The 11,993-nt window shown below is 70.8% G+C and carries 12 protein-coding genes; 7 read left to right on the forward strand and 5 right to left on the reverse strand.

Annotated elements, in window-relative coordinates:
- Positions 1–178: 178 nt before the first annotated feature.
- Positions 179–2,080: a glycoside hydrolase family 15 protein gene (locus ACTOQ1_RS33910; protein ID WP_440072054.1), complete on the forward strand. Its 1,902-nt coding sequence runs from the start codon at positions 179–181 to the stop codon at positions 2,078–2,080.
- Between the two features lie 575 nt (positions 2,081–2,655).
- Here the strand turns inward: ACTOQ1_RS33910 and ACTOQ1_RS33915 are convergent.
- The 4 genes from ACTOQ1_RS33915 to ACTOQ1_RS33930 form a co-directional block, all read right to left on the reverse strand.
- Positions 2,656–2,931: a hypothetical protein gene (locus ACTOQ1_RS33915; protein ID WP_440072055.1), complete on the reverse strand. Its 276-nt coding sequence runs from the start codon at positions 2,929–2,931 to the stop codon at positions 2,656–2,658.
- Positions 2,932–3,221: 290 nt separating this feature from the next.
- Positions 3,222–3,887, reverse strand: coding sequence for a phosphatase PAP2 family protein (locus ACTOQ1_RS33920; RefSeq protein WP_440072056.1), 666 nt, complete (start codon positions 3,885–3,887; stop codon positions 3,222–3,224).
- Positions 3,888–3,927: 40 nt separating this feature from the next.
- Positions 3,928–4,632 (reverse strand): phosphatase PAP2 family protein, encoded by a 705-nt coding sequence (locus tag ACTOQ1_RS33925; RefSeq protein WP_440072057.1) that lies wholly within the window; start codon positions 4,630–4,632, stop codon positions 3,928–3,930.
- A 261-nt stretch (positions 4,633–4,893) separates the two neighbouring features.
- Positions 4,894–5,277, reverse strand: coding sequence for a hypothetical protein (locus tag ACTOQ1_RS33930; protein ID WP_440072058.1), 384 nt, complete (start codon positions 5,275–5,277; stop codon positions 4,894–4,896).
- A gap of 185 nt (positions 5,278–5,462) precedes the next feature.
- Between ACTOQ1_RS33930 and ACTOQ1_RS33935 the strand changes: the two genes are divergently transcribed.
- From ACTOQ1_RS33935 to ACTOQ1_RS33955, 5 genes are all read left to right on the forward strand, one after another.
- Entirely contained in the window at positions 5,463–5,933 is a 471-nt protein-coding gene (locus ACTOQ1_RS33935; RefSeq protein ID WP_440072059.1) for a GAF domain-containing protein, read from the forward strand.
- Between the two features lie 45 nt (positions 5,934–5,978).
- Positions 5,979–6,686, forward strand: a complete 708-nt coding sequence (locus ACTOQ1_RS33940; RefSeq protein WP_440072060.1) for a GAF and ANTAR domain-containing protein — start codon at positions 5,979–5,981, stop codon at positions 6,684–6,686.
- Entirely contained in the window at positions 6,683–7,027 is a 345-nt protein-coding gene (locus ACTOQ1_RS33945; protein ID WP_440072061.1) for an STAS domain-containing protein, read from the forward strand. The genes ACTOQ1_RS33940 and ACTOQ1_RS33945 overlap by 4 nt, the downstream gene beginning before the upstream one ends.
- A gap of 11 nt (positions 7,028–7,038) precedes the next feature.
- Entirely contained in the window at positions 7,039–8,148 is a 1,110-nt protein-coding gene (locus ACTOQ1_RS33950) for a quinone-dependent dihydroorotate dehydrogenase (RefSeq protein ID WP_440072062.1), read from the forward strand.
- Positions 8,149–8,277: 129 nt separating this feature from the next.
- Positions 8,278–8,481: a heavy-metal-associated domain-containing protein gene (locus ACTOQ1_RS33955; protein ID WP_440072063.1), complete on the forward strand. Its 204-nt coding sequence runs from the start codon at positions 8,278–8,280 to the stop codon at positions 8,479–8,481.
- A gap of 193 nt (positions 8,482–8,674) precedes the next feature.
- Here ACTOQ1_RS33955 and ACTOQ1_RS33960 read toward each other — a convergent pair whose 3' ends face one another.
- The gene (locus ACTOQ1_RS33960) at positions 8,675–10,315 is read right to left on the reverse strand and encodes a beta-N-acetylhexosaminidase (RefSeq protein ID WP_440072064.1); all 1,641 of its coding nucleotides are present in this window, start codon (positions 10,313–10,315) and stop codon (positions 8,675–8,677) included.
- Positions 10,316–10,446: 131 nt separating this feature from the next.
- Here ACTOQ1_RS33960 and ACTOQ1_RS33965 point away from each other — a divergent pair, with 131 nt between their 5' ends.
- A complete protein-coding gene (locus ACTOQ1_RS33965; protein ID WP_440072065.1) occupies positions 10,447–11,982 on the forward strand; it encodes a N,N-dimethylformamidase beta subunit family domain-containing protein in 1,536 nt (511 codons plus the stop codon).
- Positions 11,983–11,993: the final 11 nt, after the last annotated feature.

The raw sequence follows: 11,993 nt of genomic DNA on the forward strand, positions 1-11,993 counted from the left end.
GCCAGCACCGTGGCGGAGTACGGTTTCCTCGTGAGAGGAAGAGAGCACGAAGGCGCGTCTGATCAGCGGAAAGACGTGCCTGACCCCGGTAGCCGGGGTAGGAAGGGCGCCTAACGTTCTTCTCCGTTCGAGGGCATCTCCGTTCGAGGGCGGGGGTCTCCACGCTCAAGGAGAGCCGATGACACCGAATTCGACGGCGGATGCGCTGCCCGGCCCCTCCCCCTTCCCGCCCATCGCCGACTACGGCTTCCTGTCCGACTGCGAGGTCACCGCCCTGGTCGCCCCGAGCGGGAACGTCGAGTGGCTCTGCCTGCCGCGAATGGACTCTCCCAGCGTCTTCGCCGCCATCCTCGACCGGGGCGCGGGGGGCTTCCGGCTCGGTCCCGCCGACCTGAGGGTGCCCGCCGCACGCCGCTACCTGCCCGGCACCATGATCCTTGAGACGAGCTGGGGCACCCCCACCGGCTGGATCATCGTGCGCGACCTGCTGCTCATGGGGCCCTGGCACCACCACGACGAGCTCTCCCACACGCACAGGAGGGCGCCGACCGACTACGACGCCTCCCACGTGCTGCTCCGCACGGTGCGCTGCGTCAGCGGGGAGATGCAGATCACGCTCGACTGCGAGCCGATCTTCGACTACGGCCGGAGGCCCGCGCGCTGGTCGTACACCGACAGGGGCTACCACCAGGGCGCCGCGACGGTCGAGGGGGAGCCCCTGGAGCTGCGGCTCACCACCGACATGCGGCTGGGGTTCGAGGCCGGGCGCGCGACGGCGCGCACCCTCCTCAAGGAGGGCGACACGCGCTTCTGCGCGCTGTCGTGGACCCCGCACGAGCCGCCGTACACCTTCCAGGACGCCTACGAGCGGCTCGTGTGGACCGCCCACCACTGGCAGCACTGGCTCGCCAGGGGCGTCTTCCCCGACCACCCCTGGCGGAGGTATCTGGAGCGCAGCGCGCTCACCCTCAAGGGCCTGACCTTCGCCCCCACGGGTGCCCTCATCGCGGCCTCGACCACCTCACTGCCCGAGACCCCGGGCGGCGACCGCAACTGGGACTACCGCTACGCCTGGATCAGGGACTCGACCTTCGCCCTCTGGGGCCTGTACACGCTGGGCTTCGACTGGGAGGCCGACGACTTCTTCTGGTTCATCGCCGACGTGGCGGAGCGGGACGAGGAACTCCAGGTCATGTACGGCATCGACGGCGAGTGTGAGCTGGACGAGCACATCCTCGACCACCTCCACGGGTACGAGGGCGCCAGGCCCGTCAGGGTCGGCAACGCCGCGTACCGGCACCGCCAGAACGACGTCTGGGGATCCGTCCTCGACTCCTTCTACATCCACACCCGGTCGCGGGACCGCCTGGACGAGCGGATCTGGCCCATCCTGAAGCGGCAGGTCGAGTCCGCCATCAGGCACTGGCGGGAACCTGACCGTGGCATATGGGAGGTACGCGGAGAGCCACAGCACTTCACCTCCTCGAAGGTCATGTGCTGGGTGGCGACCGACAGGGGCGCCAGGCTCGCCCGGCTCAGGGAGGAGCCGGAACTGGCCGCGCGCTGGCAGGCGGTCGCCGACGACATCCACGCCGACGTGTGCGCCCACGGCGTCAGCGAGCACGGGGTCTTCAGGCAGCACTACGGCGCCGACGCCCTCGACGCGTCGCTCCTGCTCATCCCGCTGGTGCGTTTCCTGCCGCCCGACGACCCCAGGGTCCGCGCCACCGTGCTGGCCATCGCCGACGAGCTGACCGCCGACGACCTGGTCCTGCGCTACGAGACGAAGAGCACGGACGACGGCCTGACCGGGGAGGAGGGCACCTTCGCGATCTGCTCGTTCTGGCTCGTCTCGGCACTGACGGAGATAGGGGAGCACACCCGCGCCCGCAGGCTCTGCGAGAGGGTCCTCTCCTTCGCCAGCGCCCTCGGTCTCTACGCCGAGGAGATCGATCCGGTGACCGGACGCCACCTCGGCAACTTCCCCCAGGCCTTCACCCACCTGGCGCTCATCAACGCGGTCATCCACATCATCCGCGCCGAGAGCGTGCAGGTCCCCTCGACGGGCTGGCCGTCGTGATCTCGTACTCCCCTCCGGACCCCGGCGTGATCCCCGCGTGGATCCCCGCGTGCGCCGGCGTGCGAGACCACCCGGATGCCTGGCTAGGCTTTCGGGCATGAACCGTCGGGTGATTGCCATAGTGGTGCTCGTCGGCCTGCTCGCGACGAGCGGTCTGTCCGTGGTGCTGGCCTGGGGGCTGAGCGGCTGAGCGCCGCCGCGTGATGTCGCCGGGGACTCGGCGGCCGGTTCCGGGAGTGCGCCGGGATCTGGAGGGTGGACGACCGGAGAGGTGCGCCGGGATCCGGGAGGGCGACCGATCGGCGAGTGCGTCCGGACTCGTGGGGCGACCGGAGAGAGGTGTCCGGATCGAGAGACCCGAGAAGGCGGACGATCGGAGGATCGGGGAGGTGTCCGGATCCGAGAGGGTGGACGACCGGGGAGGTGTCCGGATCCGTGACAGCGGCTGATCGGCGAATATGACCAGATCAGTCAGAGGGGGCGGCCTGCGAGGTCGCGGTGGCGGCGCGCGGTCGTCGAGGAGCCGAGCCGTCGCGTGCGCCCTTGCGACGCCGCGACCGCTCCCCGAGGGAACGCTAGGCGACGACCATCGAGTTCTGGCCCGCGGGCGCGCTCTGCTGCTGGGGGTGCTGCTGGGGGTGGGTGGGCTGCCGGTGCGAGGTGGGCTGCTCCACGGCGGGCTGGGGCTGCTGCTGCCGCTGGGCGGCCTGCTCCACGGGAGCCTGCTCGGCGGGGCAGGTGCAGTAGCCGTTGGTCACGATCAGGCGGCCTCGCTGCGCCGTGTAGGTGCGAGAGTCGGTGGCGAGGAGAACGCCCGTGCATTTATGGCAGACGACGGACTGGCGATCCATGGCCAGCTTCCTTCCTTGAGGGTAGCCGTCGAACGTCTCTCGGTCCGGCCGGCTGGCTGCTCGTGCCCCGACGGGAAGGCTTGAATCTCCCGGCGAGGTTTCCATCTTACTTCGTAGCACATTGTGATCTTTGAGCCACACGAGGTGACAGGTTGAACCTTGGTGGTGTTGCTTCACAACGGTCTCATGTGAAGCGACCCGGCGGGTGGTGAATGTCCCTCTCTCACCCCCGCCGATCCTCGCCCCGGCGATCTTCGCCGCGCCCGGATCCCCGGTGCGGCCGGGGATCGCTACGTGCTCAGAACTTTTTTCTTTTTTTCCTGGATCACCGACCGGAACAGCAGCGCGTTGGCCGCCACCGCGATGCAGACCACGCCGAGCAGGAAGCCCCAGCTCACGTCGCTCAGGTGATGCATGCCGCGATACATGCGCGAGTAGGCGATGCCCAGGGGAACGCCGAGGCCGACCACCCACCACAGCACGTTCAGGATCTTGTAGCGGTGGGTGTGGATGGTCAGCACCAGGGCGATGCCGCAGTAGAAGGCGACCGCGGCGCTGGTGTGCCCCGAGGGGAAGCTGGAGGTGGGCGGGGCGGGGTCGAGGTGCTGGACGGCGGGACGCTTGCGCTCGGCGAAGACGGTCGCCAGCAGGAAGATCGCCGACTGCGAGAAGACCGCCAGCGCCAGGAAGATCGACTCGTTCCAGCGCTTGAAGGCCAGCCGGAAGAGGACGGCCAGCAGCGCGGTGCCGGCGATGATCACCGGGGTGTCGGACATGCTCGACACCACATCGGTGATCGAACTCCAGTAGGCCGTACGGTCTCCGGCCAGCTGCGCGTTGACTCCCTCGTCGTTCGCGATGAGGGTCGTCGTCTGCAGGACCTTGGTGATGAGGAGCCCGACGCCGATCGTCAGCACGGCCATGATGGCCAGTGGCGCCAGGATGAGGCGTGTCACGCCTTTGAAATCCACCGACATTTTCGACATGGCGCGCCAGCTACCCCGAACGACCTCCTCGGAACGCCTCGGGCTCGACGCCTTCCATGTGCGGTTCGGCGGGCGTGCGGCCCTCTCCCCGGCGCCAGGCCTCGAAGCCCGCCGCCGCCCCCACCACGACCGCCACGCCCAGCGCGACCCCCGCGATCACGTCACTGGTCCAGTGCACGCCGAGCGCCACCCGGCTGTACGCGACGAACACCATGATGACCGCCGCGACGGCCCAGACGGTGATCCGCGAGGCCGTGCCGCGCAGGAAGGGCAGCAGGATGAGCGCGAGGATGCACGCGCCCAGCGCCGCTCCCATCGCGTGCCCGGAGGGGAAGGAGGCGCCGGGCGCCCAGGCCACGGGATCCGGCAGTTCGGGCCTGGCGCGGTCGACGATCACCTTGAGGGCGAGGTTCAGCAGGCCGCCGAAGGTGATCGTGGCGACCGCCCAGATCGCCAGGCGCGGCGCGCCCCTGCGCCAGAGCCAGACGGCGGTCAGCACCACCAGCACGCGCCACGTCCAGGGCCCGAACACCTCGGTCCCCACGCTGAGGAAGGTGGTGTAGCCGGGATTCTCCAGCGCGTGGGCGTGCAGGCTCAGGGCGACGCTCTCGTCGAGCTCCGTGAGCGGGGAGAAAGAGGTCCTCACGAGCACGAGCAGGATCACGAACGGCACCGTGAAGACCGCCACCGCCGCCAGCGCCATCGTCAGGCGCACCCCCAGGCGCAGGTCAGCAGCATGATCATCGGAATTTCTGTGAGGTTGGGGTTTACCCTCGGCAAATCTGACCATCGTTCATGGCTACCCGATTCCTCGCGAATATTCCCCGCACGACAGGTGGGGGATCGGGCCGACGGGGTCCCGAGCGCGCGGAATCCAGGGAAATCCAGGGGCGCCGAGGCTGCGAATCGCCCGGATCCCGGGCCGCCGAGGCGGGGACCCCGGGCTCCGGGTCCTCCCATGCCCTGTGTCAGCGTGTCAGGCCGCGTGCCGGGGTTCGCGGCGGGTCGTCCAGCGCAGGACGTCGCAGTGCCGCCGCTCGGCCTCGGCGAGCGCCGCGTCGTCCGCGTAGGCGTCGAGGACGGCCCGCAGCCACGGCATCTGCTCGGTGACGTCGTCCCACGCCTGGGAGGGGTCGTCGAGACCCAGCTCGATCAGCGCGTCCAGGTGCGCGGCGTAGGCCGTCCACCACTGGCGGCTCAGCTCTGCGAGAAACCCGCCCAGCCCGCCGAACTCCCGCTGGATCTCCTCGTCCCACCAGACGGGGACGGTGACGTCACCGGTGTCGGCGAGGTCGCGGAGCACGAGGTTGGCCAGGGTGCGCCGTCGCCGGGCGATGGCCGAACGTGACAGGATGCTCATAACGCCTACCCTGCCAATCATCGTTTGCCGAATGCTCAACGATGTATTGACGGTGATGTCCGGCCTCGGCCGCCCGGCCGAGGCCGGACAGCTTGGCCGGAGTCGCCGGGCAGCACTAGGCTCTGATTCGCAGATCATTCCGCCTTGTGTCCGCGGAGCTACCTCGACATGGAGGAAGCCCGCCCATGACCCAGGTCCTTGAATTCTCCCGGCTCGTCGACCGTACCCTGAGCGCTCTCGCCGATGTCCTCGGTTCCGACGGGGCGGCCCTCATGCTGATAGACGACCACGACCGGTTGCGGGCGATCGGAGGGTCCGACGACCAGGGCCGGCGGCTGGAGTTGATCCAGGAGCAGATCGGGGCCGGGCCGGCCATCGAGGCCATGTCCCGGGGGGAGGACGTCGCGGTCGACGACCTGAGGGCGGCAAGGCCGTTCGGGTTCCCCGGGGTGGCCGCGCGGGTCTCGGAGGTGCGGGCGGTGCTCTCCGTGCCTTTGCGGGCGGAGGAGCGGTTGATCGGCACGCTGAATTTTTACGACCGGACGAGCCATGAATGGCAGCCCGCGAAAGTCCGGACGGGAGAGCGCCTCGGCGAGCTCATGGTGATGGTTCTTCAGACCATGGCTCATAGACCTCCTTTTCCAGGGAAGCCGTAGTGTGCACGTCAAGTAACCAGGTCGACGCTGAAAGGCGCCACACGTATGACTCACATTGATCCGGAAGCGCTGGTCGCGAGCCTGAGAAGGCTTCAGACGACCTCGTCCACCACAGGCATAGTCCATCAGTTGGAGCGTGCCGTGGATGTGGTGAACTCGCTGTTCGGATATGCGGGTGCGGGGCTGATGTTTGCCGAAGAAGGTAAAGATCTCCGCTATTTGGTCGCCACCGATGAGCGGGGACGCAGTCTTGAGGGCGCACAACTCCATCTCGGCCAGGGGCCGTGCGTTTCCGCGTACGAGGAGAATTCCGCGGTGACCTCAAGTGATGTGCGCGTCGATCCGCGCTGGCCGAAGCTCGCCGACCGGCTTCACCCGGAGGTGCGGGCGGTGGCCGGGGTGCCGGTGCGTCTTGGCGGCGAGCCGGTGGGCACCCTGAACGTCTACCAGGCCGTTTTTTACGAGTGGGACGAGTCGGACGTCCAGGCGCTCTACGGCTACGCGGACGTGATCGAGCAGCTTCTCACCGCCGCGATGGCCGCCGAGGAGAAGAGCGCCCTGGCCGACCAGCTCCAGTACGCCCTCGACTACCGCGTGGTCATCGAGCGGGCGATCGGTTACCTGATGGGCAAGCACGACCTGACCGCCACCCAGGCCTTCACCGGCCTGCGCAAGCAGGCCCGCGACACCCGCCGCCGCGTCGCCGACCTGGCGGCCGAAGTGCTTGGTGAGGGGGCGGGCGAAATACGGTGATCCTGCTCACGTCGCCCGAACCCGCCGAGGACAGGGCCGAGATCACCGTTCGCGGTGATCTCGACGCCGTCAAGGGCGCCGAACTGTGGCGCGTCCTCGGTGGGCTCACCGCGGCGACGGTCGAACTCGACCTGGCCCAGGTGGTCTTCATCGACTGCGCCGGTGCGCGGGCCCTGTTGCGGGCCGACGAACACGTGCGCGGCCTGGGCCAAGAGATGATCATCGTGCGGCCGTCAGGGCCGGTGCTCCGGTTGCTGCGGCTGCTGGAATTCGACCGCTACCTCCTGATCAGGCACCCCGGAGGCGCGGTCGGCGCGAGCCGCACCCCACCGGGGCACTAACCTGATCGGTGATGTATCGATTCGTCTTCTCGCAGGTCCTCCGCCGCCTCGACCCCGAGGACGCGCACCACATGGCGGTGCGCGCTCTCCGCGTCCTCTCGGTGACACCCGTGGTCAGGCGGCTGGTTCACCGCCGCCTCGCGCCACGCGACCCCGCGCTGCGCGTGCAGGCCTTCGGCGTGCACTTTCCCGGCCCGTTCGGGCTGGCGGCCGGCTTCGACAAGGACGCCGGCTGTGTCGAGGCCGTGTCCGCGCTCGGCTTCAGCCACGTCGAGGTCGGCACGATCACCGCCCATGCCCAGCCGGGCAACGCCAGACCCCGGATGTTCCGCCTGGTGAGAAACCGGGCGATCATCAACCGGATGGGTTTCAACAACGCGGGCGCGTCCGCCGCGGCCCGGTCGCTGGCCAGGCCACGAGGCGTCCCCGCGATCGTCGGCGTCAACATCGGCAAGACGAAGGTCGTGCCCGAGTCGGGGGCCGTCGCCGACTACGTGGCCAGTGCCAGGGAACTCGCCCCCCTGGCCGACTACCTGGTCGTCAACGTCAGCTCGCCCAACACCCCCGGCCTGCGCGACCTCCAGGCGGTGGAGCTGCTGGGCCCGCTGCTGCGCGCGGTGAAGGAGGTCGCCGACGCCACGCCCAAGCGCACCCCGCTACTGGTCAAGATCGCTCCCGACCTGGCGGACGCCGACGTGGACGCGGTCGCCGACCTGGCCCTGGACCTCGGGCTCGACGGCATCATCGCCACCAACACCACGATCGGCAGGCAGGCGCTGGCCTGTGCGGAGCCCGCGGGCCATGACCACAGCCGCGAGAGCGGCGGCCTGTCGGGGCGTCCGCTGAAGGCCCGGTCCCTGGAGGTCCTGCGCAGGCTGCGCGCCAGGGTGGGCGATCGCCTGGTGCTCGTCTCCGTCGGCGGCGTCGAGGACGTGGACGACGTCTGGGAGCGCCTGCTCGCCGGGGCCACGCTCGTCCAGGGCTACAGCGCGTTGATCTACGAGGGGCCCCTCTGGGCGCACCGCGTGAACCGCGACCTCTCCCGCCGCCTCCGCCGTCACGGCGTGGTCGACCTCCGCCAGATCATCGGCCGTACCGCGAGCCGGAGCCCCACGAGCTGATCCGGTCGCGGCGCGGTCGGAATCGTCGCGGCCCGAACCTTTGCGGCGAGTCCCGATTCTTCACCCCATCGGGCCGGAAGGCGGCTCACGATATACCCTGGGTGGGTAACCTCAGGACATGGAGGCACGATGAGCACGACCACATACACCGTCACCGGTATGACCTGCGGCCACTGCGTGAGTTCGGTCAAGGAGGAGGTCGGTGAGGTCCCGGGCGTCACCGGTGTCGACGTCGACCTCGAGACCGGCAGGGTCGACGTCTCCGGCGACTCCTTCGACGACGCGGCCGTCCGCGCCGCCGTCAAGGAAGCGGGCTACGAGGTTCTCGCCTGACGGGGGAGCGGCGCGGGACACCGCCCTTCTCCACCCTGTCACTCGCGTCGACCCGGCCCCCCGGAGCCCGGGACACCGCTTCTTCCCCGCACCCCCGTCACTCGCGCCGACCCGGCTTCGCGGAGCCCGGGACACCGCCCTTCTCCACCCCGTCATCCGTGCCGGCCCGGCCCCTCAGGGGCCGGGAGACCGGTCACATGCTGGGACGGGTCGAGTCGGCCTCGTGGGTCAGCTTCTCCAGGTGCTTCATGGTCTCGTCCACCTTGACGACTCCCGGGCGGTGGCGCCGGTGACCGGCTCCGCCCCGCTGCCAGGGACGCGGGCCGGTCAGCGGCCGGTACTCGACGCCGAGCGCGTCGAGGCGGCCCAGGTGCGCCTCCAGCCGGGCGTCGAACCCGTTCCCCGCCGAGCCAGACCACGTGACCTCGGCCAGCGCGCATCCCCGGGGCCAGGCGCGGTAGTCCACCGCGCGCCCGTCGGGCAGCCGCTCGCTCCACAGCTGGAACTGCGCCCCGAGCACGCGCTCCCGCTCCCCGGCCGTCCATGACTCCGGCGCCGGGGCGAAGGCCGCGACGTCCGAGACGGTGATCGCGTCGCCGATCGCCACGGGCTCCTCCTCGGAGGAGGCCTCGGCGTAGTCGAAGTACAGCGGGAAGACCGGGGTCTGCACCACGTCGTGCCCGGCGGCGGCGGCGCGCCTGGCCACCCCCGGCCCGCGCCAGGGCATCACGATCGTGTCGGGCCTGAGCATGCCGCTGACGAACGCCTCGTCCCACACCACCGCCCTGCTGCCGCGCCCGGCCAGCTCGTCCGCCAGCCGGCGCAGGAACCAGGCGTGCAGGTCGCTCACGCTCCCCAGTCCCAGCTCCGCCTGGAACGCGACGATCTCGGGGGAGGCGGCCCAGTCGTCGAGCACGCACTCGTCCCCGCCGATGTGGACGTACGGGGTCTCGCCCAGCGCCCCGGTGATCTCCTCGATCACGCCGGTCAGGAAGCCGACCGTCTCCGGCAGCGGGGACAGGATCGCCGGGGAGATGCCCCAGCGCTCCAGCACGGTGAAGGGCTCGGGCCGGCGGCCGCCGGTGGCGCGGGCGTCGAACTCGGGGTAGGCGGCGAGGATCGCCGAGGCGTGTCCCGGTACGTCGATCTCGGGCACGACCGTCACGGCGCGGGCCCGCGCGTAGGCGCCGATCTCGGCGAGGTCCTCCAGCGTGTAGTAGCCGCCGTGCGGCACCTCGTCGAAGGCCGGCTCCTCCCGGTAGTAGCTGGTGATCGTGCGCGGGCGGTGCGCGCCCACCTCGTGCAGCCGCGGGTGCCGGCGGCTCTCGACCCGCCACCCCTGGTCGTCCACCAGGTGCAGGTGGAGGCGGTTCAGCTTGTGGACCGCCATGATGTCGATCATCCTGAACACCTCGCGCTTGGGCATGAAGTGCCGCGCCACGTCCAGGTGCACCCCGCGCCAGGAGAACCGGGGCGCGTCCCGCACCTGGCCCAGGGGGACGCTCCAGCTCGCCCCGGCACCGGCCACCGCGCGGAACGCCGCCGCGGGCAGCAGTTGCCGCAGCGTCTGGCCCGCGTAGAAGGCCCCGGCCCTGTCTCCGGCCGCGATCCGCACGCCCCCGTCCGTCACGTCCAGGACGTACGACTCGGCGCCGAGCGACGCGTCGGGCTCCACCGTGATCGTCCCAGCCTCGCCGGGGCGCGGATCGAGCACGGCGAGCGCGAGGCGTACGGCGTCCACCAGCTCGGCGGGACCGGAGACGACGACCCCGTGGGGAAGGCCGAGGAAACCGCCGGCAGGAGTGAAAGCGGAGGGAAGCGGCAGGAGGTCCATGGTTTGAATCATGCCAAACCGCCGGAGAGATAAGCCCTTTACCCTGGCGACCCCGGACATGGAACCAAGAACCGCCCAAGTACCGCGCGGGAGAGCCGGGGGAGAACCCTCGCGCGGTCATGCTGCTGCTCATGTTCCAAACGCCCAGGCACCCGGCTCGCACCCCGCTGGCGGCCCTGGTGGCGATACCGGCGGCGATCATGCTGGCCGCCGGGTGTTCCGCCACCGTCGAGAGCCCCACCCCGCCCTCGCCCACTCCCTCGGAGTCCTCCTCCGCGGTGCGGAGCGCCGAGGGGGCCGGCACCACCGTGGCGGAGAACGTCAGGGAGGGCGATCCCGGCTGGCGGCTGCGCCGACGTGGCGCCGAGCACGAGATCGAGGGCTTCGCCGACCGGGTGAGCGTGCTGCCCGGAGAGCGTTTCCGGCTGTACGTCTCGACCACCGCCGGCCGCTACACCGCCAGGGCCTTCCGGATGGGCTGGTACGGCGGAGCGGGGGCCAGGCAGGTCTGGCGGGCGGCCGGGCTGCCCGGCACGAGGCAGGCGCCGCCCAGGACGATCGCCGCCACCGGGACGGTGACCGCCGCCCACTGGAAACCCGGTCCCGAGGTGGACACCTCGGGCTGGCCCGAGGGCTCCTACCTGATCCGGCTGGACGCCGCCACCGGGGGACGGCGCTACGTCCCCCTCACCGTCAGGTCCGCCTCCACCAGGGGGCGCCTGGTCGTCGTCAACGCGGTCACCACCTGGCAGGCGTACAACGGCTGGGGCGGCCGCAGCCTCTACGAGGGGCCCGGCGGCTTCGGGGACAGGTCCCGGGCGGTCAGCTTCGACCGCCCGTACGACGCCTCAGGGGCGCGGCTCTTCCTGGACATGGAACGCGAGGCCATCGAGCTCGCCGAACGCCGCGGCGTGCCGCTCGCCTACGTCACGAGCCTGGACCTGGACCGCGACCCGCGCGTTCTCGACGGGGCGAGGGGCCTGGTGTCCCTGGGGCACGACGAGTACTGGTCGCCGGGCATGCGCCGCACCGTCGAGGCCGCCAGGGACCACGGCACCAACCTCGCCTTCCTGGGCGCCAACGCCGTCTACTGGCGGGTCCGCCTCGCCGCGACGCGCCTGGGCCCGCGCCGCCTGGTCGTCTGCCACAAGGACGCCGCCGAGGACCCCGGGACGATCCTGTGGCGGGCCACCGCCAGGCCGGAGAGCTCGCTGACCGGCCCGATGTACGACTGCTTTCCCTCCGAGTCCGCCTACGTGGTCAGGCGGCCCGGCAACTGGATCTTCAGGGGGACCGGGGTGCGGCGCGGCACCACCTTCCCCGGGATGGTGGGTGTGGAGACCGACAGGGTCGGCGCGGGCGTGCCACGCCCGATGGAGGTCCTGTCGGTGTCCCCGGTGAACTGCGGAGGCCGCGCCACGGTCGCGCACAGCGCCTACTACACCGTGCCGAGCGGCGCCGCGGTGTTCAGCTCGGGCACGATGCGCTGGGTGTGCGCCATGCGGGGCGCCCGCTGCGGCCACGGCGTCACGGACCGGGCCGGGGCCTTCGTCCGCAAGGCGACGGGGAACATCCTGCGCGCCTTCGCCGCGGGCCCGGCCGCGCGCCGCCACCCGGCCCGCGACAACCTCGAAGCCCTGGGCCTGGACGGCCCGCCGGGCCGCTGACGCGAGCCGGG

Origin of the sequence: Streptosporangium sp. OZ121, assembly GCF_051918885.1 — a bacterium.
Classification (GTDB): domain Bacteria; phylum Actinomycetota; class Actinomycetes; order Streptosporangiales; family Streptosporangiaceae; genus Streptosporangium.